This window comes from Leisingera sp. NJS201 (assembly GCF_004535885.1).
Taxonomy (GTDB): Bacteria; Pseudomonadota; Alphaproteobacteria; order Rhodobacterales; family Rhodobacteraceae; genus Leisingera.
The window spans coordinates 2,199,527-2,222,301 of sequence record NZ_CP038234.1 but is presented as its reverse complement, the minus strand read 5'-3'; the positions used below and the strand labels follow the sequence as shown (position 1 = coordinate 2,222,301).

Below are 22,775 nucleotides of genomic sequence, written 5' to 3'. Positions count from 1 at the left end.
CCCGGCAGCGCGTGACTAGGGGCGCTGGAACTTGGCGCGAAAAAAGTGCTACACGGCCCCGTTGGTGCTACATTCTGCAGCACGGTACGGCGTTGTTGCAGAACTTGACCAATGCGGATTCACCTTGAGAATCCGGTGGGTTAAGAAGCTCGCATGAGCAAGCCTGAACCCGCCCGCCACCGCACGACGAACTGGAAGCCCTGCAACGACGCGCTGAAGCAGCGCGGCTCGCTGCTGATCCGCTGACCGGCAGGGTATTGCGCAGCAATGTCCCAAGAGGTTGGCTGGACAAGGACATGATGTGGCTGGCACCCAGGGCCGGCCGCAACGGTCGCCCTGCTGTGTTCTCGGATGCGGCGATCCAGTTTTGTTTGATGGTGAAAGTGCTGTTCGGCCTGCCGTTGAGGCAAATCGAGCCATGGGAACGCCACTGGTCCGAGTGACCATGGCGAGGCGGGATGGTGGGCAGCATCCTGACGATGGCCGGGCTGGACTGGCCGGTGCCCGGCTTTTCCACCCTGAGCCGGCGCCAGAAGCCCATCACCGTCCAGATATCGGGCCGTCGCGCGGCAGGCCCGCTGAACCTGCTGGTTCCCTCTCGGGCATTGCTGCGCAATACCCTGCCGGGCAGCGGACAGTACTGGGATCAAGTTCCTCGGCGATGGCGAGGGGCCGGCCCGCAAGCATGGAACCCATCGCAGGCGCCAATACCGAAAAGTTCATCTGGCAATGGACACCGGCACCGGCGGCATCCGGGCGGTGGAGTTCACCTCCAGCGACAAAGGCGACAGTCCGGTTCTGCCCGAACTGCTGAGCCAGGTGCCGCCAGAGGAACAGATCAGTACCGTGACCGGTGATGGCGCCTACGACACGCGCCGCTGCCATGCGGCCATCCTGGATCGAGGCGCCGCCGCCGTCATCCCCATCCGCAAGAGCGGGCGCCTGTGGAAGGAAGACTGTCCGGCCGCGACGGCTCGCAACGAGATCCTGCGCGCCACCCGGCACCTCGGGCGAGCCATCTGGAAGCGATGGACCGGCTATCATGCCCGAAGCCGGATCGAGGCAAAGATGCGATGCCTGAAATCCTTCGGCGAACGCATCGCCTCACGAGACCCTGACCGCCAGACCGCCGAAATCCACATCCGTATCGCTCTCATGAACCGCTTCAACGAACTCGGCATGGCCGAGCTCGAACGCATGGCCTGAACTCAATGGGAAAGGGAAAACTCGCTCAGTTGATGGGTTCTGCAACAATGCCGCCTCGGCCCAATCCGGGTATTCGTTTTCTTGGCTGGATGCTGCGGTGCAACAACATTGAAAAGACATTCCTTGCGAGTGTGAAGCAGCGAGTAGATCAGGTGAAAAATTCATCCTCGGATGTGTCAGCATCCAAGACGCGGATATTTCGACTAATGGCAAGCAAGCTACAAGGTGAATTCCCCAGTACTTTCTGAGTTGTCGTTAGGAACGCGATCCTGCGCTTGTGGACGGACAGGCAAAATTACATAAGGCAAGGTTATTCGTCGCAATTCTGCTCCAGTACCTGCCGGGCAGTTTCCAGATATTCGTCTTGCTGTCCGGCACTCATCCTGTGCCAGATGCTGTTGACCTGACGCAGGCGGGGGTTTTCGCGCAGCTTGTCCGCATTGCGCGAAAGGAAGTCCCAGTAGGGCGGGGTGAACGGGCAGGCCCCCGCGCCGGTCTTGTGCTTCACATCGTAACGGCAGCTGGAGCAATGGTCCGACATCTTGTTGATGTAGTTGCCGCTGGCGGCATAGGGTTTTGATCCCAGCAGGCCGCCGTCGGCAAACTGGCTCATGCCGATCACATTCGACGCCTCGATCCATTCATAGGCGTCGGCGTAAACCGCAAGGTACCATTCGTGCACCTGATGCGGGTCAACGCCCGCCAGCATGGCGAAATTCCCCGTCACCATCAGCCGCTGAATGTTATGCGCATAGGCTTCGTCGCGGGTCTGGGTGATGGCGGCAGCCAGGCAGGCCATGCCTGTCTCGCCTGTCCAGTAGAAGCCGGGCAGGGAGCGGGTGGCCTCCAGAAAATTCCGCTCTGTATAGCCCGGCATGTTGAGCCAGTAGATCCCGCGCGTGTACTCGCGCCAGCCGATGATTTGGCGGATGAACCCCTCGGCCGCGTTCAGCGGCGCGAGGCCCTCGTAATAGGCGCGCTCGACCCGGCGGCAGACCTCCAGCGGTTCCAGCAGGCCCGCGTTGATGTAATGCGACAGGACCGAATGGTAGAGGAACCGCTCCCCCTCCAGCATGGCGTCCTGATAGTCTCCGAAATCCGGCAGCGCCTGTTCAACGAAGCTTTCAAGCGCCTCCAGCGCGCCGTCCCGGGTGACCGCAAACCAGAACGGGCGCAGAGAGCCGAAATGGCCGCCGAACCGGGCGTCTACAAGGTCCAGAACATCCTCCGTGATGCCGTCGGGCAGGGTTTGCGGCGGGCGCGGCAGGAACAATCCGCCCCCGGCGGGTTTGCGGTTCTCGTGGTCGAAATTCCACTTGCCGCCCTCCGGCTTATCGCCGGCCATCAGCAGCCCGGTATCGCGACGCATGTCGCGGTAGAAATACTCCATCCGCAGCTGCTTGCGCCCCTCGGCCCATTTGCGGAACCGCTGATGGGAGCAGAGAAAGCGGCTGTCCTGCCGCATGTCCAGGGCGGCGCCCGCCTGTTCCGCCCAGTTAAGCAGCGCGGATTTCAGCCTGTATTCTCCGGGCTCCGTGACCACCACCCGCGCCTCCGGATGGTCTGCGCGCAGCCGGTCGATCTCGCCCGTCAGACTGCCGGAGTTATCCGGGTCGTCCAGGCGCACGTAATGCACCTGCCAGCCGTCCTCCTTTAGCGCCTCGGCAAAGTGGCGCATTGCCGAAAACAGAAACGCGATCTTCTTCTTGTGGTGCTGGACATAACCGGCTTCCTCCGCAACTTCCGCCATCAGGACGATGTCGCGGTCAGGGTCTGCGCGCTTGACCGCGGCGATGTTGCGGTTCAGCTGGTCGCCCAGGATGAGGATAAGGCTGCGCTCACCGGTCTGATCGTCAGAAGGAGGTCATCGGGTATCACCGTCAGGGGTCAGCTGGCAGGCCGCATGGTGGCGACCAGTTCCGCAACCTTAAGGCCGAATTTGCGCATTTCGGACTTGTTCATGATCACCCCGTCAGCTGTCAGATACAGCCAGTCGGTGGCTTTAAGGGTGTGACCGCCTGCGCTTTCGGGGAGGATGATCTCGTAGGTCAGCTGCACGGTGGAGCCGGACACGATGCCCTTGGCCTCTCCGGCCAGGTCATCTGCCGTGGCGGTGAAGGTGTTGTCGGGTCCGAGGGTCAGGAACCATTTCCGGCTTTGGGTGACGCCGTTGGAATAGGTGAACTCTTCGCTCAGTGTGCCGGTATCGCCGTCCCATTCGCCCACCATCTTGGCGGTGAAGCTGTTGGCCATCTTGCCAGTTGGGCCGAAAACCACCCCCTCCGACAGGATCTCGCCGGACAGGTGCTGGGTCAGGATGAACTGCGGGCCGGTGTCCGCATAATCCTGCGGCGACTGGAAGCGGAAGCTGAACAAATAGGTTTTTGCGATCATCACAAGCACGATGATGGCAAGGACAAGGGTCAGGAGTTTCATGCGGTTGCTCTCTCTGATGGCAGGGTCAGGGCAAAGGCGAAGGCGGCGGTTTTCAGAACGCAGGGCAGGACGGCATAGGACACGGCAAGGGCGCTAAGCGCTTGCGGGCTGTTGTCCGTTCCGGGCTGGAACCCCTGCTGCTCCAGCAGCGGCAGCGCCAGGGCGGCGGCCAGCGCCAGCGCCAGTTTGCCGGCAAAGGACCAGATGCCGAAGGCGGCAGACGCGTTGAGGCCCGCGCGGGTCAGCGCGAGGCTGAACATGGCGGGCAGCAGCACCATGTCGGCGCCAAGCGCGGCGCCCGAGGCGACGCATATGACGGCAAAGCCGATGAGGCTGCCGGGGGTGAGGAAGGCAGCGCCCGCAAAGCTGGCAATGGCCAGCGGCATGGCGATCAGCAGCGTCTGTTTCGCGCCAATGCGCTGGCTGAGCCGTGCCCAGAGCGGCACGCTGAGCCCGGCGCTGAGGAAAAACAGCACCAGCAGCGGCCCGGCATGGCCGGGGAGCTGCAGGCGGTCCTCCACAAAAAACAGGAACAGGGTGGAGGTGAGCGCCACCGGCAGGCTGTTGAGCACCGCCAGCGCCAGCAGCCGCAGCGCGCCGGCCCGGGTCAGGGCCGTGACCGACAGCGGCTGGCCGGTGACGGCCGGGCGCCGCCACAGCCGCAGGGTGGCCGCGGCGGTGAACAGGGCAAGGCCGCCGAGGACCAGCCCGAAGGCGCCATAGCCCTGGCCCGCAGCCCCGAGCGCCACCAGAACCGCCGGTGCGATGGCGGCGAGGATCACACCGCTCAGCATTCCGGCCTCGCGGAAGGCGGCCAGTGTCAGCAGCGCGCGCGGGGTGGATTGCCTGGCCAGCGTGGCGCTGCGGCCATAGAGCAGGATCATGCCCAGGCTGTAGGCCGAGAACAGCAGCAGCAGGACCAGCACCAGCTTGGGCAGCGCGAGGGGGCCAGCGGAGAGGCTGAACAGCAGCGGGAATCCTACCGCCAGCCCGCCCGCAGCTGCCAGCGCGAACCAAAGCTGCATCTGCGGCCAGCGGTCGATGGCCCAGCCGATCAGCGGATCCTGCACCAGGTCAAACAGCCGGATTGCCAGCAGGATGCCGCCAAGTGCGGCCAGACCGATGCCCAGATTGACCGATGCGAACTGCGGCAGGTGGATATAGAGCGGTATCCCCGCCGAAGCGAGCATCATCGCATAGAGGCTGACACGGGGGTACAGCATGATCAGCCCAGAAGCGCGCGGGTGAACCGGGCAGAACGGGTGTTCGCGCCGACAAAGATCGACATGAAGCTGCGTTTTATGCCCGGCTGGCTGAGGGTGCAGGCGGTGCGCCCGTTGCGCAGAAACTTCACCCGGTCCGGACCCTGGCTGACCGCGAGATACCGGTCGCCGGGAGAGACGCCTTTGAAACAGGTCTCGAACTGGGCGCGGCCCGGCGCGCCGTATCCAAGCCGCCGCATTTCGCGCAGCGTTGCCTCGACCAGATCATCCTGGCTCAGGCGGCGCTGATAGGTGAGCTCAATGCCGAAGTCCTGCGCCCAGTCCAGCGCCGCGCCGCCGCGGGTGAACAGGCGGGCCTGATAGACCGGCAGGCCAAGCAGGCGGAAGGTGGCTGCCCCTCGCGGTTCTGCCCCCGGCAGCAGCGACTGCACCGGAGAGGCCGAACCCGCGGCAGGCAGTGCCAGCAGGCAAAGGGTCAGCAGCAGCTTACGCATGGGCCAGCTCCACCTGCACCACGTTGGTGTGGCCGATGGCAAAGGAGGCGGCACAGATTTCCAGGTAGTACTGCCAGTTGCGGAAGAACGCCTCGCCATAGCCGAGGTCGTTGATCCGGCGTTTCTGCGCGGCCAGACGCTGTGTCCAGATCCGGCAGGTGCGGGCGTAATCCTGGCCGAAGGCGAAACTGTCCGCCACCTGCAGCCCTGCGGACTTGGCCTGCTGCGCGATCACCTGGTCGGACAGCAGCATGCCGCCGGGGAAGACATACTGGCGGATATAGTCGAAGGAGGTCCGGTAAGTCGGGAAATACGCGTCGCGCACGGTGATCGCCTGCAGCAGCACCTTGCCCCCTTTGGCGAGGCTGTTCTTGAGCTTGGCGAAATAGCCCGGCCAGTAGCGCTCGCCTACCGCCTCGATCATCTCGATGGAGACGATGTTTTCGAATTTGCCGTCGATATCGCGGTAGTCGCGCAGCTGGATGTCGGCGCGCCCGTCCAGGCGGCTTTCGGCGTAGCTGTGCTGGTTGCGCGAGATGGTGACGCCGGTCACGTCGCGGCCGCCGGCGCTGGCCTGTTCGGCAAAGCCGCCCCAGCCGCAGCCGATCTCCAGTACCCGTTCACCGTCCCCCAGCCGCGACAGGATGCGGTCGTTCTTGCGGGTCTGGGCCTGGGCCAGATCGTCGCCCTCTGCCCCGAACAGGCCGGAGGAATAGGTCATGCCGTCGTCCAGCCACAGCTGGTAGAACTCGTTGCCGACATCGTAATGGGCGCGGATGTTCTTGCGGGCGCCGCGCTTGGAATTGGCCCGCAAGAGGGTGTCGACGATGCGGAACTTGGCGCGGTTCAGCGGACTGGCCTGATCGTAGCTGTCCAGGTGATCCCGGTTGCGCATCGCCAGCTGCATCAGCCCCTCGACGCTCGGCGTATCCCACAGGCCCTGCACATAGGCCTCGCCCAGTCCGGTCTGGCCGTGCGCGGCCATCGCCGAGACCGCCGCCCAGTCGTTGATCTGCATTTCGGCCTCGGGGCCGGTTTCGCCGAAGCTGTAGCGCGCTCCGTCAGGGGTGCGCAGAGTCAGGCGGCCCTCACGCAGGCGCGCGCAGGTGTTCAGGAATTCCGTCTGAAGCGCTTTGTCCGTGAAAGCCATGATCTTCTCCTTTGGCGGGGGAGGGGGTGAGGGATGTAATCATGCGGACGATCCGCATGGCGCTGGCGATGCCGTCTTCGTGGAAGCCGTGGCGGTTGTAGGCGCCGGCGAACCAGGTGCTGTTCTGACCCCGCATGGCGCGGATCTGCTGCTGGGCGCGCAGCGCCGCCGTGTCAAAGACGGGATGGGAGAATTCCACCTGGTCATAAATCTTGTCCGCGGGAATGGGCCGGGCGGGGTTCAGGCTCACAAACAGCGGGTCGCTGTCCGGGATGTTCTGCAGCCGGTTCATCCAGTAGGTGACGCCGACCCGGCCCTTCTGGCTGCGGTAGGCCCAGCTGGACCAGCAGCTGCGCCGCCGGGGCATTTGGCCGGTGTCGCAGTGAAGCACGGCGGTGTTCGGCTGGTAGCGGATGGCCGACAGCGCCGCGGTTTCGGCAGGGCGGGCGTCGGCGCCAAGGATGGCCAGCGCCTGATCGGAATGGCAGGCCAGGATCAGGTCGTCAAAATCCTGCGGCACCTGGCCCTGCGCCTGCACCGAGACGCCGCCCGGGTGGCGGGCGGCCTGCTGCACCGGCGTGCCAGTGCGGATGGTGCAGCCGCGGGCCAGCAGCGCTGCCTCCAGCCGGCGGACATATTCAATGCTGCCGCCCTTGACCGTCCACCACTGGTGCTTGCCGGTGCCCGCCAGCAGCGCGTGGTTGCGGAAGAAGCGGACCAGCGATTTTGCCGGGAATGCGTCCACATCGGCAGCCGGGGTTGACCAGATCGCGCCGCACATCGGCATCAGGTAGTGGTTGCGGAACCAGCTGCCGAGGCCCAGTTCCTCCACCAGTTCGCCGATGGTCTTGCTGTCATCGGTGGCGGCGGCCTCGGCCTGTTTGCCGAACCGCAGGATATCCGCGATCATGCCGTGGAACTGAGGGCGCAGCAGGTTGCGTTTCTGGGCAGTGAGCGAACGCAGGCTGTTCAGCCCGTATTCCAGGCGCCCGTCGTCGATGCTGGCGCAAAAGCTCATGTCGCTTTTGATGACCGGCACGTCCAGTTCGCGGAACAGCCGGGTCAGATAAGGGTAGGTGGCATAGTTGAAAACGATAAAGCCGGTGTCGACCGGCTGGTCGCCGTTACGGCCCGCCAGAACGGTGCGGGCGTGGCCGCCGAGCCGCGGCGCGGCTTCAAACAGGGTGACGTCGTGAAAGGCAGACAGGTAATACGCCGCGGAAAGCCCTGAAATGCCGCCGCCCGCGATGGCAATCCTGCGGCGGCGTCCCTGCGTCTGATCCAGCATCTGTCTGTTTTCCTTGCTGTTGTTCTGACCGGATACGCCGCAGGCAAGAAACCGGATCACTCCGTTCGCGAAAAAACTGCACGGCGGGTGATCCGGGACGGCAAGCCAGGCGTATCCGTTTCATGATCGAACATGTGACAGCCCAGACCTTTCACGCGCGCAAGGGACGTTTGAAAAACGCCTTCCGCTATGGCGTCGACTACATCCTGACCGACCTCAGCCATGGCGCGCCGCCGCTTTTGTCGCGCAACCGCTTCAACCTGTTCTCGATCCATGACCGCCGCCACGGCGGACCACGCGGCAACGGGCGCGGCGTTGCCTGGTTCCGCGCGGAGCTGGAGCGGCGCGGTTTTCCCCTGGAGGGCGCACGGCTGCTGCTGCTGACCCAGCCCAGTTTCCTGTGGTTCCATTTCAACCCGGTCAGCTTCTGGATTGCGGAGCAGGAGGGCAGCCCGCGCGCCTTCATCGCCGAGGTGAACAACACCTTTGGCCACCGGCACTGCTATTTCGCGGCGCATCCGGATTTCCGCCCGATCGCGCGCAGCGACGTGATCGAGGCGGAAAAGCTGATGCATGTCTCGCCGTTCCAGAAGGTGGCGGGCACCTACCGGTTCAATTTCGGGATGACGGACGAGGCGTTCAATATCCGGATTTCCTATGCCAACGGCGGCGAGGGGGTGCTGGCAACGCTGAACGGCTTGCGTCGCCCGGTTACCGCGGGCGGCCTGCTGGGCGCGGCCCTGCGGCGGCCGCTGGGGGCGGCGCGGGTGGTGGCGCTGATCTACTGGCAGGCGCTGCGGCTGTGGATCAAGCGCGCGCCGTTCCTGAAGAAACCTGCGCCGCCGGAGCCGCTGGTGTCCGACAGCACGGCATTCACGGAGAATAAGGCGTGACGGACTTTGCAGGCAAGACCTGTTGGCTGGTCGGGGCAAGCCACGGCCTGGGGCGCGAGGTTGCGCGGCAGCTGGACCGGGCGGGCGCCCGGCTGGTCCTGTCGGCGCGTTCCGCCGATGCGCTGGAGGACTTGGCGCGGGAGCTGACACATGCGCGGGCGGTGCCGGTGGATGTCACCGACATGGATTCGGTTGCGGAGGCTTTCCGTCAGGCCGGGCCGGTTGATGCGCTGATCTGCAACGCCGGCGCCTATGAACCGATGCGGACCCAGGACTGGGATGCAGACGCGGTGCTGGCGATGAATGATGTGAATTTCACCGGGGTGCTGCGGGTGCTGGGGCAGGTGGTGCCCGGCTTTGTCAGGGCAGGGCAGGGGGACATCACCCTGATCGGCTCGCTGGCCGGGTACCGGGGGCTGCCCGCTTCCATCGGCTATGGCGCCAGCAAGGCGGCGCTGATCAGCCTTGCCGAAACCATGCGCCACGACCTGAAGGACAGCGGCGTTACCGTGCGCGTGGTCAACCCGGGCTTCATCAGAACCCGGCTGACGGACAAGAACAGTTTCAACATGCCGCAGCTGATGGAGCCTGAAGAGGCCGCCCGGCATGTGGTGGCGGCGATGCGGTCGCGGCGCTTCCGGACAGATTTTCCGCGCCCATTCTCCTATGCAATCAAGGCGCTGCACCTGCTGCCCGACTGGCTGGTCTACCGCGGAAAGTGAGCGGTTGCCGAATGGACCCCGCCCTGTGCGGGATCAGATCCGGAACAGCCGCTGCAGCAGGCGCGGCATCAAGGCCTTGAACCGCAGCGGCGCATCGGTGGCGGCCAGGCAGATGCAGGGATCGCCTGCATCGGCAACCGGCGTGTGCTCCAGATCCTCGTCGCCGATTTCCACATCGCCAACCCCGAACCGGCCGGTCTCGTCGCTGAAGCTGCCCTGCAGCACCAGCGTCAGCTCCAGCCCGTTGTGGCTGTGGTCGGGCACCGCCTGCCCCGCGGGAATGAACAGCAGCCGGGCAGAGCCGTCCTTGTCCTCAAACAGAATGTCCTGCTTCACCCCCATGCCGAGGGTTTTCCAGCGCGGCGGCCGCCCCTTGAGGGATTGAATGACCGGTCCCGGAAAGATCCCCTGGGCGTCATAGGCCGGTTCCGGCACCGCAGGTACATCAAGCGCGGCCAGCACTTTTTCCTTCAGGCCCGGCGCCACGGCCACGCTGCTGACCGTCTCAAGCAGCGCGCCGCCTGCGGCCTGATGCGCGCCAAGCGCGGCTTGGCAGTCGCGGCAATAGGACAGGTGGGCGGCCACCACCATGGAAAAGGCATGCGGCAGGCTGCCGGAAGCATAGGCGGCGATCATCGCGTCGGGGATATGATGGGTGATTGCAGGCATTCAACGCAATCCTTTTAGTTCCTTGCGCAGCCGCCCAAGGCCCAGGCGGATGCGCGATTTCACGGTTCCCAGGGGCAGGCCGGTCTGGCTGCTGATCTCCTGGTGGGTCAAGTCGCCGATATAGGCCTTCTCGATCATATCCTTCTGATCGGGATGCAGCAGCGCAATGGCCTGTTTCAACTGTTCTGCCTCCTGCTCCAGGGCCAGGATCTGGCTGGCGTCCGGCTCTGCTCCCGGCCCCTCTGCCAGTTCGTCCGGCACCGGGCGGCTTTCCTTGCGGACAATGTCGATATGGCGGTTGCGAGCGATCTGGTAGATCCAGGCCGAGGCCTGCGCCTTGTGCGGATCAAACAGCGCCGCCTTGCGCCAGATGGTCAGCATGACGTCCTGGACGATTTCCTCTGCCAGCGCCGGTCGCGCACCGCAGCGGATGACAAACCCTTTCAGCCGCGGTGCCAGATGGTCGAACATCTCGCCGAACGCCGCGCGGTCCCGGTGATCGCGCACCGCCAGCAGCCAGAGGGTCAGCTGCGAATAGGTTTGCTCTTTTGACACTACTGCTTTGCCCTCAGGGGATGCCCGAAGCACGGTGATATTATCGGGCGGACTATCCAAATTTAGTGTCAGCATAGTCGGTATACGGACCTGTGTGGAAGTTGGATCATGGGTCACCGAAATTTTTACAACGCCCGGAAACCCCGCTGGTCGGCCAGGCACCAAGAACTGATCCGACTCCGGAAGCGGGACGTAACACATGCAAATCCCTGCAAGAAAGGGTTCAGTGATGCACAATATAGTTGTCAGTGGCGGGTCCGGTGCGATCGGGTCCGCCTTCCTTCGTGAACTGGCGCGGAAATTCCCGCAGGCCAGTATCCACAGCCTGTCCCGCAGCCCGAAAGCCTCAGCGTCGCCCGGCGTGCAGTCCATACACGTGGATTACCTGGATGAAGGAAGCCTGCAAGCGGCAGCGGAGCAGGTCGCCGGGAAAGGCGCGGTTGACCTGATAATCCTGGCGGGCGGGATCCTGCATCAGGGGGATATCACACCGGAAAAATCCCTGAGAGAGCTGAGCGCCGAAAAACTTCTGGCGCTGTTCACGGCCAACACGGTGGCTCCGGCCCTGACCGCAAAGCACTTTCTGCCGTTACTGCCGCGTGAAAGGCGCGGGGTCTTTGCCGCTCTGTCCGCTCGCGTCGGCAGCATCTCCGACAATCACCTGGGCGGCTGGTACTCGTACCGTGCGTCCAAGGCAGCCCTGAACATGTTCATTCGCAATGCCTCGATAGAAATTCGCCGCCGCCACCCGAAGGCAATTGTCGTCGGGCTGCATCCCGGCACGGTGGAAAGCGGCCTGTCCGAGCCGTTTCTGCGCAACGTTGCCCCGGATAGACGTTTTTCGCCGCAATACTCGGTTTCCCGAATGTTGGCCGTAGTCCAGACTCTGACACCATCGCAGAGCGGACACTGCTTCGCTTGGGACGGAAGCTGCATCGATCCCTGAACCGAAATGTGGAGCAAAAAAAGCGGCGTAAGTGGAAGCCGCACCTCTGTAGCGTATCGAATGCACACGCCCCCTGCTTGAGTGGTCAGGTTGCGATTTGCCTTGCCTGCTCGCGCAGCGCAAATTTCTGGATCTTGCCGGTCGAGGTTCTTGGAATATCCATGAACACGAACCTGCCCGGAACCTTGTAGGGCGCCAGCCGCTCACGGCACCAGCTGCGCAGGACCTCCGCGTCGGCCTCCTGGCCCTGAACCAGTTCTACAAAGGCGCAGGGGGTTTCGCCCCATTTTTTGTGCGGCATTGCCACCACGGCCGCCACCGCAACTGCCGGGTGGCAGTACAGCGCCTCCTCCACCTCGATCGAGGAGATATTCTCGCCGCCCGAGATAATGATGTCCTTGGAGCGGTCCTTGAGCTGGATATAGCCGTCAGGATGCATGACGCCCAGATCGCCAGAGTGGAACCAGCCGCCGGCAAAGGCTTCCTCTGTGGCCTTGGGGTTGCGGAAATAGCCCTCCATCACGACGTTGCCGCGGAACATCACTTCGCCCATGGTCTGGCCGTCACGCGGCACCGGCTGCATCGTTTCCGGGTCCAGCACGTCCAGGTGCTCCAGCGGCAGGTAGCGCACGCCCTGGCGCGCCTTCAGTGCGGCCGGTTCGGCAGGCGGCAGATCAGACCAGCTGTGGTGCCAGTCATTGACCACCGCAGGACCGTAGGTTTCCGTCAGCCCGTAAAGGTGGGTCACCTCAAAGCCTGCGGCCTTCATGCCCGCCAGCAGGCTTTCCGGCGGCGGCGCGGCGGCGGTAAAAACTGCACCTTCTGGTCGAGATCGCGCTTAGCCTCTTCCTGCGCCGAGATCAGCAGCGACATCACAATGGGGGCGCCGCACAGGTGGGTCACGACTTCATCCGCCAGGGCGTTCCAGATGGGTTCTGTCCGCACCTGCCGCAAGCACACATGGGTGCCAGCGATGGCGGACAGTGTCCAGGGGAAGCACCAGCCGTTGCAGTGGAACATCGGCAGGGTCCAGAGATAGACCGCGTGTTTCTGCATCGAGGTGTTCAGCGCGTTGCCCTGCGCCAGCAGATAGGCGCCCCGGTGGTGCGAAACCACGCCCTTGGGGTCGCCGGTGGTGCCGGAGGTGTAGTTGATCGAGATCGCATCCCATTCGTCCTCCGGCATCAGCCAGGTGAAATCCGGGTTGCCGCGAGTCAGAAACATCTCGTAATCGGCGGCCTCAACATCCGTCCGTGTGCCGTCATACTCCGGATCGTCGTATTGGATCAGGACAGGCGAGACCGCGGCAAGCGCCAGCGCCTCCTGCATCATCGGCATGAACTCCCGGTCGACGATCACCAGTTTCGACATCGCATGGTCGAGCTGGAACGCAATGGCCGCCGCATCCAGCCTTGTGTTGATCGAGTGCAGGACCGCACCGCACATCGGCACGCCGTAACGGCACTCCAGCATGGCCGGCGCGTTGGGCAGCAGCGCCGACACGGTGTCGCCGCGGGAGATGCCGTTCTTGGCCAGGGCAGAGGCAAGCTGCCGCGACCGCGCATAGAACTCTGCGTAGCTGCGCCGCAAAGACCCATGCACGATGGCCGTGCGGTCCGGAAAGACGCTGGCGGCGCGTTCCAGGAAGGTCAGCGGCGTCAGCGGCTGATAGTTCGCGGGGGTGCGGTCCAGACCGGTGTTGTACGGGTTTTCCGTCATGGTCCTATTGATCCTGCCATTGGGGGCTGCGTTTTTCGAGGAAGGCGCTGATGCCTTCCTGCGCGTCGCGGACCAACATGTTGCCGACCATCACGCCGGAGGCATAGTCATATGCATCGGACAGGGGTATTTCCCGCTGCGCATAGAAGGCGCGTTTGCCGGTGGCCAGGGTCATCACCGACTTGGACGCGATCTTGCGGGCCATCTCCATCGCAGCCTCCTGCAGTTCTGCGGGGGGAACGGCCCGGTTGATCAGGCCGATCTCTTCTGCCCGCCGGGCCGGGGTCATGCCGCCGGTGAGCAGCATCTCCATTGCATGCTTGCTGGAGACATTGCGCGACAGGGCCACCATCGGCGTTGAGCAGAACAACCCGATATGGACTCCCGGCGTGCTGAATTGCGCGGTGTCCGCAGCAACGGCCAGGTCGCAGCTGGCCACCAGCTGGCAGCCAGCCGCGGTGGCGATCCCCGTGACCTCGGCAATCACCGGCTTGGGGCAGTTGACGATCGCCTGCATGGTGGCAGAGCACATCGCCATCACCTCGGCAAATAGGCCCGCCCGCCATCCGCAGCCGCGCGCCCGGCGGTCATCTCCTTGAGGTCATGCCCTGCGCAATAGGCCGGGCCGTTTGCCGCCAGGACGACAACACGCACCTTTGGGTCTTCCCCGCTTCGGCGAAGGTTTCGGCCAGTACCGCCAGCATCGCCTCAGACAGGGCATTGCGCCGCCCGGCATCGTTCAGGGTCAGGCGCAGGATGCCATCTTCATCCAGGTCGCGCAGCAGGATATCGGTGTCTTGCACGGGGCTCTCTCCTGTTTTGAGGGTCAGTGAATGCTGATCTCGACGAAATCAGCCAGAGTGTTGGTGATGAAACAGTACCGGTGCGCCCGGTCCTGCATCTGTGCCAGATCCGCATCATTGACCTGAAAGCCGGTGTCGAACCGCACCAGCGGGTGCATTTCCAGTCGGGTCACCGACATTTTGCCCTTCGGGTTTTTGCCCAGATGCGCCACCACGTGATCATGGTAGCTGGCCACCGGCCAACCGGCCTTGGCGGCCAGAGCAAGAAAGGTCAGCATGTGACAGCTGGACAGGGCCGAGGCCAGCGCCTGCTCGGGATTGGTGCAGTTGGGGTCGCCGCCGTAGTTGGGGGCGGCGTCCACTTGCACGTCATAACCGTTGTTGAGCTGAATGGTATGCTCGGCCGTGTAGGCGCCGGGCTTGAGTTCGGGCTCAATTTGCTGCCAGTGCAGATCGATCGAAATATCCGACATCTCCGTAAGTCCTCGTTCCGGCTTTAGCTTGCTGCGAGCGATTTCTTGGGGTCGTAGAAGGGGATCTCGACAATCTTGGCCTGTGCAGGGCCGCTGGCCGTCATCACTTCGACTTCGGTGCCCAGTTCAGAACTCCCTACCGCGACCATCGCCAGTGCGATGTTCTTCTTAAGGCGCGGCGAGTAGACGGCCGAAGTCACCTTGCCGACGGTGCCGCCATCTTTGGTGATCGCCCAGAAAGTGGTGTTGGGACCTTTTAGCGGGGCGCAATCGATGACCAGACCGACCTGTTTGCGGCTGATGCCTTCCTGCTTGATACGACGCAGAGCGGCCTTGCCGATGAAGTCAGCTTCCATGTCGAGGCCGATCAGGCGGCCGAGGCCCACCTCGAACGGGTTGGTGTGGATGTCGGCATCGGCATGATAGGACAGCATGCCGCCTTCGATCCGCCGGATCGAGGAGGTGTGACCCGGCGGCAGGCCAAAGGGTTTGCCTGCCGCCATGATTTTTTCCCACAGCTCGCCGCCGCGCGACCCGTCCTGCAGATACAGCTCATAGCCCAGTTCGCTGGACCAGCCGATGCGCGACACGATCAGAGGGATGCTGTCCAGCTCGACTTCGCGCAGCCAGTAGTATTTCAGCATCCATGATGCTGTCGCCGAACAGCGCCTTCATGATCTCGCCCGACTTCGGCCCCTGCAGCTGCAGCGGCGACACGTCGGGCTCGCCGACGGTGACGTTCATGCCAGAATGCACCGCCACACCCTGCGCCCACAGAAGAATGTCGCTGTCGGCCAACGAGATCCAGAAGTGGTTTTCCGCCAGTCGCATCAGGATCGGGTCGTTCAGGATGCCGCCGTCGGCATTGGTGATCAGGATGTATTTGCACTGGCCAACGGCCATCTTGGACAGGTCGCGAGGGGTCAGCATCTGCACGAATTTCGCGGCGTCCGGACCGGTGATCTCCACTTGGCGTTCCACTGCGACGTCGCACAGGATCGCGTCGTTCACCGGGTTTCAGGAGTTTTGCTCCGGAATGCCGAAATCGCGCGGGATGTACATGTGGTTGGCGGAATGCCCGGAATGGGCGGTGTCCTGTCGGCTCGAGTGTGCTACACGGTAGCAATCCAGAATCGAAAACCGCCACAAACCCGGAGAAATACCCGGAAATCGGGGGGGATTTTGCTACATGTCTGTCAGGGTGAAGTGAGGCTAGCGCATTGAAAAATAATGCACAAAAAGCGGCGCGTTTGAGCGTGGCGCCCATGATGGATTGGACGACGTCCGATTGCAGGTATCTGCACCGGCTCTTGAGCCGGGAGGCGCTGCTGTACACCGAAATGGTGACCGCGCCGGCACTGGTGCGCGGCGGGGCGTTGCACTTGCTGGACTTCAATACCGCCGAGCATCCGGTTGCTTTGCAGCTTGGAGGGTCTGACCCGGACGAACTGGCAGAAGCCGCGCGGCTGGGCGAACAGGCGGGGTATGACGAGATCAACCTCAACTGCGGCTGCCCCAGTGACCGCGTGCAGTCCGGCGCGTTTGGTGCGGTGCTGATGCAGACCCCGGAACTGGTGGCAGATTGCGTCACAGCGATGCGGGCAGCTGTGAAGGCCGAAGTCACTGTCAAATGCCGCATCGGAGTCGATGAACAGGAGCCGGAAGAGGTGCTGCCGGACTTTCTGGACAAGATCCGCGCGGCGGGCTGCCAGCGGGTGACGATCCACGCTCGCAAGGCTTGGCTGAAGGGGCTTTCGCCTAAGGAAAACCGGGATATTCCACCCTTGGATTATGATCTGGTGCACCGGATGAAGGCGGCGTTTCCTGATCTGCATATCTCGATCAACGGCGGTATTGCGACGCTGGCCGAGGCCAAGGCGCATCTGGACCGCGGTCTGGACGGGGTGATGGTGGGCCGTGCGGCCTATCACCAGCCTGCCGATGTGCTGTGTGCGGCGGATCCGGAAATTTTCGGGACGGGTTCTGCAAGCGATCCTGCTGAGGCGGTGATGCTTATGCTGCCTTACATCGAAGAACGGCTCGGCAACGGCGCTAAGCTGAACCAGATCACCCGGCATATGCTGGGGCTGTTTGCCGGCCGCCCCGGCGCGCGGCAATGGCGGCGGATGCTGTCCGAGGGGGCCTGCCGCGCCGGGGCCGGGCCGGAACTGGTGGAGCAGGCGCTGGCGCAGGTGGCGGACCGCGCGGCTGCATGACGCGGCGGCTTGCAGGCTATAGCCTTGTGCAAGCGGATTGCGGCGGCTAACCCTTTGCCGGTGAAGCCAGCCCTGAGGTGCCCTGCATGACTGATCCTGCCCTGACCACCGCCCTATTGCCGTCGCCTGCGCTGCTGATGCAGATGGCAGGGCTGCTGCTGGTGATCGGCGCATTCGCCGGGGTTCTGGCAGGGCTATTGGGGGTTGGTGGCGGCATCGTGCTGGTGCCGGGCTTCTTCTATGCCTTTCAAACTCTTGGATATGGTGGCGATCAGCTGATGCAGATGTGCCTCGCGACCTCGCTGGCGACCATTATCGTGACCTCATTGCGGTCGGTTCTGAGCCATAACAAGAAGGGAGCGGTGGATTGGCAGATTCTGCGCAGCTGGGGCTTCGGAATTGCGCTGGGGGCGATCGTTGGCGTTCTGGCAGTGTCCTCCTTGCGCTCCGCCGTGCTGCAAGGGGTGTTTGGCGGGCTGGCACTGGTGATCGGCTGCTACCTGGGGCTGGGCCGCGCCGACTGGCGGCTGGCTGAAGCCATGCCTAAGGGCGGCAAGCGGCTGGTGCTGTCGCCTGTCGTGGGGTTTCTGTCGGTGCTGATGGGCATCGGCGGCGGCAGCTTTGGGGTGCCGCTGATGACCTTGCACGGGGTTGCGGTGCATCGGGCTGTGGCGACCGCCGCAGGCTTTGGCGTGATCATTGCGGTGCCGTCGGTCGCGGGGTTCCTGCTGTTGGATCTGGACCCGGCTACGCGGCCTCCGTTCACCGTCGGGGCCGTTAATCTGGCGGCGTTTTTCATTGTGATCGCGATGACGCTGATCACCGCGCCCTGGGGCGTGAAGCTGGCCCATGCAATGGATCCCAAACCGCTGAAGCGGGTGTTCGGGGCGTTTCTGGTGCTGGTGGGGCTCAACATGCTGCGCAAGGCATTTGGATATTGAAGGCAATGAACAGGCAATTCGAACAGTTTCAGGACAAGGGCTGGGTGCGCTTCGCTCAGGACCGCCAAGTGGCCGCCTGGGCTGCTGATGCGTTGCAGCATGGCATCCGGTCGCTGGACGACCCGGCCTGCGCTGAGTGGTTCCAGTGCGAAGGGACATGGTTCATTGGGGTCGATGCGTTGCCGAATGATGCCTCCGGGCGGTTGCCGGACGGGCCGCCGCTGGCTGGCGCGCCGGTGGAGTTCATCACGCAGCACCTCGGCCCCATCTCGGATCTGCACCGGGCGCAGGTGTCTTCGGTCTTTCCAGGTTATCCGCGCCCGCGTCCGGGCGAGGGCGATGCTGCCTTCCGCTACCGCATCAAACGTGATGCGGCGCATGTGGACGGGGTGAAAATGTTTGGCGAGCACCGCCGCCGCAAGGTGGAGGAGCCGCATGCCTGGGTGCTGGGAATACCGCTGAATGAAAGCAGCCCCGATGCCGCGCCCTTGGTGATCTGGGAGGGCAGCCACCACATCATGCGCCGCGCCTTTGCTGCCGCGTTTGAGGGGTTATCGCCTGAGGACTGGGCGGATGTGGATGTGACCGACGCCTACACGGCTGCGCGTGCCGAGGTGTTCGAGACCTGCCCGCGGATCACAGTGCATGCCAAGCCCGGTGAGTCTTATCTGATGCACCGGTTGTGTCTGCATGGGGTTGCGCCTTGGAGTGAGGGGGCATCCGCGCCGGAAGAGGGCCGCATGATCGCCTATTTCCGTCCTGAGCTGGCGGATTGGACCAAGGGGTGGCTGGCCGAGGGGTAGGCGTCTTCAAGTTTCCGCCATTGATCTGCCTGCAGAGATTTCGGAGTTTCTATGGAAAAGTATTTATTGGCGATTGTTTGCGCGGCTATTTCGTCTGTTGCGTCTGCAAGTGAGTATGAATGTCAGCAGGCTGCTGAGCTTATGTACAAGTTTGGCCCTCTCTTGGAGCGTGGAGAGGTTTCTTTAGAGCAAATTGAAGAGCTGACAAAAACTCGGATTTCTACTGACGTTGAACTTGTCGTAGAGGCTTCTCTTCTTCGTTACCACGAATTGCAATTAGGTGTTAGCGATTTGGAGCGCAGGGTAAAAGCATATGACCTCTGCGCCGAATTTCTGGAACTTAAGTAACGTGAGGCAATTTGCTTTTCTCGCCCGGAACAAGCCGTAGGCGCCGGGCGAGCGACTGCCCGTCCCGGCGGGCTGGCGCTTTTTAGAGGGCGGTTCGGCATTTCAGCCGGGGATTTGCTTTGCAGGGATAAAGCGGCAGTACCCAATCTTTGAAGCACCATCCCACGGGCAGGCGCTCGCCCTCTGATTTGATGGCGTGTCTTGGTAGCACATTGGTTTTTATGGTAAATTAGTCTGGGTTGGCTAAAGTGCAGGCTTTTCGAATAGGTCAGTAATTCTGCCTGAATGTTTCGCGCGCGAAACATTGGGTCAGTGCTTATTCCGCATGATTTACAGAGCCTTACCCCGCCGCGCGCCGCGTTGATTTTTAGACTACGCATGTCCGAGAAGCTCAAAACCGGTTCCCGCTTTTGAGCGACATGCTTAGCTGCGCTTTAATCTCGCGCCGCGGCCGCCGCGGCGCTTGACCAGTTTGCTGGCGCGTTCCGGCAGGTCGTTCATGATGCCGGCGCGTTCCTCGTTGCTCATCTTGGACCAGTCGCGGATCTCGTCAATAGAGCGGTAGCAACCGGTGCAGATGCGCGATTCCGGGTGGACGACGCAGATCTTGATGCAGGGGCTTTGGATCTCGTCCCGTTTCCATACGTCGTCAGTCATCATTCACCCGTTCTTCAAATGCCGCATCCGGTCCAATGCACCCTGAAGAATATAGGAGGCCGCGACATGGTCGATAACCTCTGCGCGGCGTTTGCGTGTCGTATCTGCCTCAAGAAGCGCTTTTTCTGCCGCAACGGTGCTGAGGCGTTCGTCCCAGAAACCAATAGGAAGTTCGGTGAGCCGGCCCAGGTTGCGGGCGAAGGAGCGGGTGGATTGGCAGCGGGGGCCCTCGGTGCCGTCCATGTTGCGGGGCAGGCCAAGGACGATACCGCTGATGTCGCGCATCGTGATGATTTCCAAAAGGCGGGCGGCGTCCAGTGTGAACTTCTTGCGCTTTACAGTTTCCAGCGGTGTGGCAACGGCGCCGATGCGGTCGGAAACGGCAACGCCGATGGTCTTGGTGCCAAGGTCCAGCCCCATCAGCGCGTGCATCGGCGGCAGAGCGGCGGCGAAATCTTCGAAAACATCGTGGATCATTCTGCAAGCCCTGCCTGTGCAGCGATGGTTTCCAGCAGGGCCAGGGCTTCCTGGTCGGCGGCAAAGGCGTCGCGGGCCTCGCCATAAATCGTGCGGGCGCGGTCGGTGTCGCCAAGGACCGAAAGGGCGCCGATGAGCCGGGCCCATTCTTCGGCCGAGCCGCCTTCGGTTGCCAAACGGTCCGACAGGCGGGTGACCATGCCGCGGATCATCTCCTGCCGGTCTTCAGCGCTCAGCTCGCTGGCGCCGGCCATATCCTCGGCGCTGGGGCCGGGCAGGGCGGGGGTAGTGCTGCCGCCGGGCGCAATCGGGCGGTATTCAACCCCGGCGCGGAAGGCCATTTCCTCGATCTGGCCCTGGATGCCTTTGATCCAGGGGGCGTCTGCCGGGCCTGCCCGCAGGGTTGCGGCCCATTCGCGGTAAGCCAGGTCCGGACGGCCGATCTGGCCCAGCATCAGACCCCAGTAATAACGGGCGGGCCCGTGTGCGGGATCAATGGCGCGTGCTTTCTGCAGGTCGGTCTGGGCCTCGGGAGAGACATAGCCGCCGGCGGCCATGATCTTCAACTCGGCCAGTTCGGTGAAGTCGCGGGCATTGACCTGCCCCTCAGCCAGCCGGATGTAACTGGTTTTGGCAGCATAGGCAGCCTGGAAATTGCCAAGGTTCGCCTCGTGCTGGGCCAGAAGGGCCTGGCCCTGAGCGTCGTCCGCGCGTTCATTAGCAGTCTTGCGCAGCTGCTCCACCAGTGTGACGTATCCTTCTTCGACCTGCGGCTTGGGCAGGGCGGGCACCTCAGCCTCGGCCTCTGCCTGGGACGGGCGGTTTTCGGCGCGTTGGCCTGCCAGCTGGATACGGTCCTTCAGGCCCAGGTCGCCATAGCCCGGCGCGCCCAGCTGCCAGTAGATGCCCAGGGTGCCGCCGGTGATCAGCAGCGCTGTTGCTATGCCAAAGACCAGCGACAGGGTTTTTGGCTGCGAGCGTCCTGATTGCGCCTGCTGCAGCTGCGTGTCGGCGGCCAGGATGCGGCGGGAAATCTCGGTGCGGATGCGGTCGGCGTCGCCTGCATTGATGACGCCGCGGGCCAGATCCTTGTCCACCTCGCGCAGTTGCTGGCGGTAGACGCGCAGGTCATAAGCCGCGGCGGGTTCGCCGGTGTTGCGGGCGCGAATAAGGATCATGGCCAGCAGAAAGGCTGCCGAGAACGCGATAAGGGCGGTGACTGTCCAGAAAATCATGCCGTCTCCGAAGTTTGGGTTGCATCTATATGCGGAGGCGGGTGAACAAAAGAGCCAAACTGCCGCGCCCGGACGCCTCGGGTCGGATTGCGACCGTTTCTTATGTCGCAATAACGCAGAAACAGGGCGATAAACGGCACTGGTCTGTTATGCATTTCAGGCATACCCGCTACCAGACACGAACCATCGGATTCGCTCATGAAACGCTATTCAGCTTTTGCCGTCGCGCGGGAAGCCCTGCGCTATCACACCGGATGGGAGCGCGCCTGGCGCTCGCCTGAACCCAAACGCCATTATGATGTTGTCATCGTCGGGGCGGGCGGGCATGGCCTTGCCACTGCCTATTACCTGGGCAAGAATTTCGGCATTACCAATGTCGCAATTATCGAGAAAGGCTGGCTGGGCGGCGGTAACACCGGCCGGAACACCACCATCATCCGCTCGAACTACCTGCAGGACCCGTCCGCTGCGATCTATGAAAAGGCGCGCAGCCTGTATGAGACGATGTCGCAGGACCTGAACTACAACGTGATGTTCAGCCCGCGCGGGGTGATCATGCTGGCCCAGACCGAGCATGAGATCCGTGGCTACAAACGCACCGCGCATGCCAACCTGCAGCAGGGTGTCCCGACTGAGTGGATCACCCCTGAGCGGGTCAAGGAACTGGTGCCGATCATCAACTTGCACGGCCCCCGTTACCCGGTTCTGGGCGGCTTGTGGCAGGAACGCGGCGGCACCGCCCGTCACGATGCGGTGGCCTGGGGCTATGCGCGGGCCTGTTCCGACATGGGCATGGACATCATCCAGCAATGTGAAGTCACCGGTGTGCGCACCGAGAACGGCCGCACCGTGGGTGTCGACACCACCAAGGGCGCGATTGACTGCGACAAGATCGGCATGATCGTGGCGGGTAATGCTTCGGTTCTGGCCGAACGGGCGGGTTTCCGTCTGCCGATGGAATCTGTTGCCTTGCAGGCGATGGTGTCTGAGCCGATCAAACCCTGCATGGATGTGGTTGTGATGGCCAACACCGTGCACGGCTACATGTCCCAGTCCGACAAGGGCGAGATGGTGATCGGCGGCGGCACTGACGGGTTCAACAACTACACCCAGCGCGGCTCTTTCCACCATATCGAGGAAACCGTGCGGGCCCTGGTCGAAACCTTCCCGATGGTGTCGCGCCTCAAGATGCTGCGCCAGTGGGGCGGCATTGTGGATGTGACCGGCGACCGCTCGCCGATCATCTCGAAAACGCCTGTGCAGAACTGCTTTGTCAACTGCGGCTGGGGCACCGGCGGCTTTAAGTCGATCCCGGGCTCGGGCTGGGCGATGGCGGAACTGATGGCCACCGGCCATTCGCCGCTGACCGAGGAGTTCTCGATGATGCGCTTCAAAGAAGGCAAGTTCATCGACGAGAGCGTCGCTGCGGGTGTGGCACACTGATGCCGCGCGCCGTCGCAAAATTCTTCGAAGAATTTTGCCAAGGATTTTTGAAAATCCTTGGCCCCCAGTTGGAGAGGT

At 63.2% G+C, this 22,775-nt stretch carries 20 protein-coding genes and 4 pseudogenes; 9 read left to right on the top strand and 15 right to left on the bottom strand.

Annotation, left to right across the window (positions count from 1 at the left end):
* Positions 1–153: 153 nt before the first annotated feature.
* Positions 154–1,206 (top strand): annotated as a pseudogene (locus ETW23_RS10945) (IS5 family transposase).
* Between the two features lie 310 nt (positions 1,207–1,516).
* On the opposite strand, the gene ETW23_RS10940 reads toward ETW23_RS10945, so the two are convergent.
* From ETW23_RS10940 to ETW23_RS10915, 6 genes are read right to left on the bottom strand one after another with little or no spacing between them, the layout of a single operon-like run.
* Complete coding sequence (locus ETW23_RS10940) at positions 1,517–3,034, bottom strand: cryptochrome/photolyase family protein (protein WP_134830008.1); 1,518 nt, start codon at positions 3,032–3,034, stop codon at positions 1,517–1,519.
* Positions 3,035–3,093: 59 nt separating this feature from the next.
* On the bottom strand, positions 3,094–3,642 hold the full coding sequence (locus tag ETW23_RS10935) for a DUF3833 domain-containing protein (protein ID WP_134830007.1): 549 nt from the start codon (positions 3,640–3,642) through the stop codon (positions 3,094–3,096).
* Positions 3,639–4,865, bottom strand: a complete 1,227-nt coding sequence (locus tag ETW23_RS10930) for an MFS transporter (RefSeq protein WP_134830006.1) — start codon at positions 4,863–4,865, stop codon at positions 3,639–3,641. The genes ETW23_RS10935 and ETW23_RS10930 overlap by 4 nt, the downstream gene beginning before the upstream one ends.
* 2 nt (positions 4,866–4,867) lie before the next feature.
* Entirely contained in the window at positions 4,868–5,359 is a 492-nt protein-coding gene (locus tag ETW23_RS10925) for a hypothetical protein (RefSeq protein ID WP_134830005.1), read from the bottom strand.
* The gene (locus ETW23_RS10920) at positions 5,352–6,509 is read right to left on the bottom strand and encodes a cyclopropane-fatty-acyl-phospholipid synthase family protein (protein WP_134830004.1); all 1,158 of its coding nucleotides are present in this window, start codon (positions 6,507–6,509) and stop codon (positions 5,352–5,354) included. The genes ETW23_RS10925 and ETW23_RS10920 overlap by 8 nt, the downstream gene beginning before the upstream one ends.
* On the bottom strand, positions 6,448–7,797 hold the full coding sequence (locus ETW23_RS10915) for an NAD(P)/FAD-dependent oxidoreductase (RefSeq protein ID WP_134830003.1): 1,350 nt from the start codon (positions 7,795–7,797) through the stop codon (positions 6,448–6,450). The genes ETW23_RS10920 and ETW23_RS10915 overlap by 62 nt, the downstream gene beginning before the upstream one ends.
* Positions 7,798–7,919: 122 nt before the next feature.
* On the opposite strand from ETW23_RS10915, the gene ETW23_RS10910 reads away from it, so the two are divergent.
* Positions 7,920–8,690: a DUF1365 domain-containing protein gene (locus ETW23_RS10910; protein ID WP_134830002.1), complete on the top strand. Its 771-nt coding sequence runs from the start codon at positions 7,920–7,922 to the stop codon at positions 8,688–8,690.
* On the top strand, positions 8,687–9,412 hold the full coding sequence (locus tag ETW23_RS10905) for an SDR family oxidoreductase (RefSeq protein ID WP_134830001.1): 726 nt from the start codon (positions 8,687–8,689) through the stop codon (positions 9,410–9,412). The genes ETW23_RS10910 and ETW23_RS10905 overlap by 4 nt, the downstream gene beginning before the upstream one ends.
* Positions 9,413–9,445: 33 nt before the next feature.
* Here ETW23_RS10905 and ETW23_RS10900 read toward each other — a convergent pair whose 3' ends face one another.
* Positions 9,446–10,081, bottom strand: coding sequence for a ChrR family anti-sigma-E factor (locus ETW23_RS10900; RefSeq protein WP_134830000.1), 636 nt, complete (start codon positions 10,079–10,081; stop codon positions 9,446–9,448).
* The gene (locus ETW23_RS10895) at positions 10,082–10,636 is read right to left on the bottom strand and encodes a sigma-70 family RNA polymerase sigma factor (RefSeq protein WP_134829999.1); all 555 of its coding nucleotides are present in this window, start codon (positions 10,634–10,636) and stop codon (positions 10,082–10,084) included.
* A gap of 199 nt (positions 10,637–10,835) precedes the next feature.
* On the opposite strand from ETW23_RS10895, the gene ETW23_RS10890 reads away from it, so the two are divergent.
* Positions 10,836–11,582: an SDR family NAD(P)-dependent oxidoreductase gene (locus ETW23_RS10890; protein WP_205879890.1), complete on the top strand. Its 747-nt coding sequence runs from the start codon at positions 10,836–10,838 to the stop codon at positions 11,580–11,582.
* Positions 11,583–11,667: 85 nt separating this feature from the next.
* On the opposite strand, the pseudogene ETW23_RS10885 reads toward ETW23_RS10890, so the two are convergent.
* From ETW23_RS10885 to ETW23_RS10870, 4 genes and pseudogenes are all read right to left on the bottom strand, one after another.
* Positions 11,668–13,301 (bottom strand): annotated as a pseudogene (locus ETW23_RS10885) (acyl-CoA synthetase).
* A gap of 4 nt (positions 13,302–13,305) precedes the next feature.
* A pseudogene (locus ETW23_RS10880) lies at positions 13,306–14,104 on the bottom strand (enoyl-CoA hydratase).
* Positions 14,105–14,127: 23 nt separating this feature from the next.
* Entirely contained in the window at positions 14,128–14,577 is a 450-nt protein-coding gene (locus tag ETW23_RS10875; RefSeq protein ID WP_134829998.1) for an OsmC family protein, read from the bottom strand.
* Positions 14,578–14,600: 23 nt separating this feature from the next.
* Positions 14,601–15,645: pseudogene (locus ETW23_RS10870) on the bottom strand (glycine cleavage T C-terminal barrel domain-containing protein); the annotation flags it as partial.
* Positions 15,646–15,842: 197 nt separating this feature from the next.
* Here ETW23_RS10870 and dusA point away from each other — a divergent pair.
* From dusA to ETW23_RS10850, 4 genes are all read left to right on the top strand, one after another.
* On the top strand, positions 15,843–16,793 hold the full coding sequence (dusA, locus tag ETW23_RS10865) for a tRNA dihydrouridine(20/20a) synthase DusA (protein ID WP_247676793.1): 951 nt from the start codon (positions 15,843–15,845) through the stop codon (positions 16,791–16,793).
* An 86-nt stretch (positions 16,794–16,879) separates the two neighbouring features.
* Positions 16,880–17,734, top strand: a complete 855-nt coding sequence (locus ETW23_RS10860; RefSeq protein ID WP_134829996.1) for a sulfite exporter TauE/SafE family protein — start codon at positions 16,880–16,882, stop codon at positions 17,732–17,734.
* A 5-nt stretch (positions 17,735–17,739) separates the two neighbouring features.
* Complete coding sequence (locus ETW23_RS10855) at positions 17,740–18,537, top strand: hypothetical protein (RefSeq protein WP_129371099.1); 798 nt, start codon at positions 17,740–17,742, stop codon at positions 18,535–18,537.
* A gap of 51 nt (positions 18,538–18,588) precedes the next feature.
* Positions 18,589–18,885: a hypothetical protein gene (locus ETW23_RS10850; RefSeq protein ID WP_129371098.1), complete on the top strand. Its 297-nt coding sequence runs from the start codon at positions 18,589–18,591 to the stop codon at positions 18,883–18,885.
* A gap of 423 nt (positions 18,886–19,308) precedes the next feature.
* Here ETW23_RS10850 and ETW23_RS10845 read toward each other — a convergent pair whose 3' ends face one another.
* From ETW23_RS10845 to ccmI, 3 genes are read right to left on the bottom strand one after another with little or no spacing between them, the layout of a single operon-like run.
* Positions 19,309–19,542, bottom strand: a complete 234-nt coding sequence (locus ETW23_RS10845) for a DUF1289 domain-containing protein (RefSeq protein WP_129371097.1) — start codon at positions 19,540–19,542, stop codon at positions 19,309–19,311.
* Between the two features lie 3 nt (positions 19,543–19,545).
* On the bottom strand, positions 19,546–20,019 hold the full coding sequence (gene ruvX / locus ETW23_RS10840; protein ID WP_134829995.1) for a Holliday junction resolvase RuvX: 474 nt from the start codon (positions 20,017–20,019) through the stop codon (positions 19,546–19,548).
* Positions 20,016–21,254 (bottom strand): c-type cytochrome biogenesis protein CcmI, encoded by a 1,239-nt coding sequence (gene ccmI / locus ETW23_RS10835; RefSeq protein WP_134829994.1) that lies wholly within the window; start codon positions 21,252–21,254, stop codon positions 20,016–20,018. Before ccmI ends, ruvX begins: the two co-directional genes overlap by 4 nt.
* Before the next feature lie 198 nt (positions 21,255–21,452).
* Here ccmI and ETW23_RS10830 point away from each other — a divergent pair, with 198 nt between their 5' ends.
* Complete coding sequence (locus ETW23_RS10830) at positions 21,453–22,697, top strand: sarcosine oxidase subunit beta family protein (RefSeq protein ID WP_129371094.1); 1,245 nt, start codon at positions 21,453–21,455, stop codon at positions 22,695–22,697.
* Positions 22,698–22,775: the final 78 nt, after the last annotated feature.

What these genes read in the sequence shown, in the direction of transcription:
- ETW23_RS10890 (WP_205879890.1), top strand. Translation starts at nt 10,836, where the DNA reads ATGCAAATCCCTGCAAGAAAGGGTTCAGTGATGCACAATATAGTTGTC.
- ETW23_RS10875 (WP_134829998.1), bottom strand. Translation starts at nt 14,577, where the DNA reads ATGTCGGATATTTCGATCGATCTGCACTGGCAGCAAATTGAGCCCGAA.
- ETW23_RS10935 (WP_134830007.1), bottom strand. Translation starts at nt 3,642, where the DNA reads ATGAAACTCCTGACCCTTGTCCTTGCCATCATCGTGCTTGTGATGATC.
- ETW23_RS10930 (WP_134830006.1), bottom strand. Translation starts at nt 4,865, where the DNA reads ATGCTGTACCCCCGTGTCAGCCTCTATGCGATGATGCTCGCTTCGGCG.
- ETW23_RS10900 (WP_134830000.1), bottom strand. Translation starts at nt 10,081, where the DNA reads ATGCCTGCAATCACCCATCATATCCCCGACGCGATGATCGCCGCCTAT.
- ETW23_RS10850 (WP_129371098.1), top strand. Translation starts at nt 18,589, where the DNA reads ATGGAAAAGTATTTATTGGCGATTGTTTGCGCGGCTATTTCGTCTGTT.
- ETW23_RS10915 (WP_134830003.1), bottom strand. Translation starts at nt 7,797, where the DNA reads ATGCTGGATCAGACGCAGGGACGCCGCCGCAGGATTGCCATCGCGGGC.
- ETW23_RS10910 (WP_134830002.1), top strand. Translation starts at nt 7,920, where the DNA reads ATGATCGAACATGTGACAGCCCAGACCTTTCACGCGCGCAAGGGACGT.
- ETW23_RS10845 (WP_129371097.1), bottom strand. Translation starts at nt 19,542, where the DNA reads ATGACTGACGACGTATGGAAACGGGACGAGATCCAAAGCCCCTGCATC.
- ETW23_RS10920 (WP_134830004.1), bottom strand. Translation starts at nt 6,509, where the DNA reads ATGGCTTTCACGGACAAAGCGCTTCAGACGGAATTCCTGAACACCTGC.
- ETW23_RS10860 (WP_134829996.1), top strand. Translation starts at nt 16,880, where the DNA reads ATGACTGATCCTGCCCTGACCACCGCCCTATTGCCGTCGCCTGCGCTG.
- ETW23_RS10925 (WP_134830005.1), bottom strand. Translation starts at nt 5,359, where the DNA reads ATGCGTAAGCTGCTGCTGACCCTTTGCCTGCTGGCACTGCCTGCCGCG.
- ruvX (WP_134829995.1), bottom strand. Translation starts at nt 20,019, where the DNA reads ATGATCCACGATGTTTTCGAAGATTTCGCCGCCGCTCTGCCGCCGATG.
- ccmI (WP_134829994.1), bottom strand. Translation starts at nt 21,254, where the DNA reads ATGATTTTCTGGACAGTCACCGCCCTTATCGCGTTCTCGGCAGCCTTT.
- dusA (WP_247676793.1), top strand. Translation starts at nt 15,843, where the DNA reads ATGATGGATTGGACGACGTCCGATTGCAGGTATCTGCACCGGCTCTTG.
- ETW23_RS10830 (WP_129371094.1), top strand. Translation starts at nt 21,453, where the DNA reads ATGAAACGCTATTCAGCTTTTGCCGTCGCGCGGGAAGCCCTGCGCTAT.
- ETW23_RS10855 (WP_129371099.1), top strand. Translation starts at nt 17,740, where the DNA reads ATGAACAGGCAATTCGAACAGTTTCAGGACAAGGGCTGGGTGCGCTTC.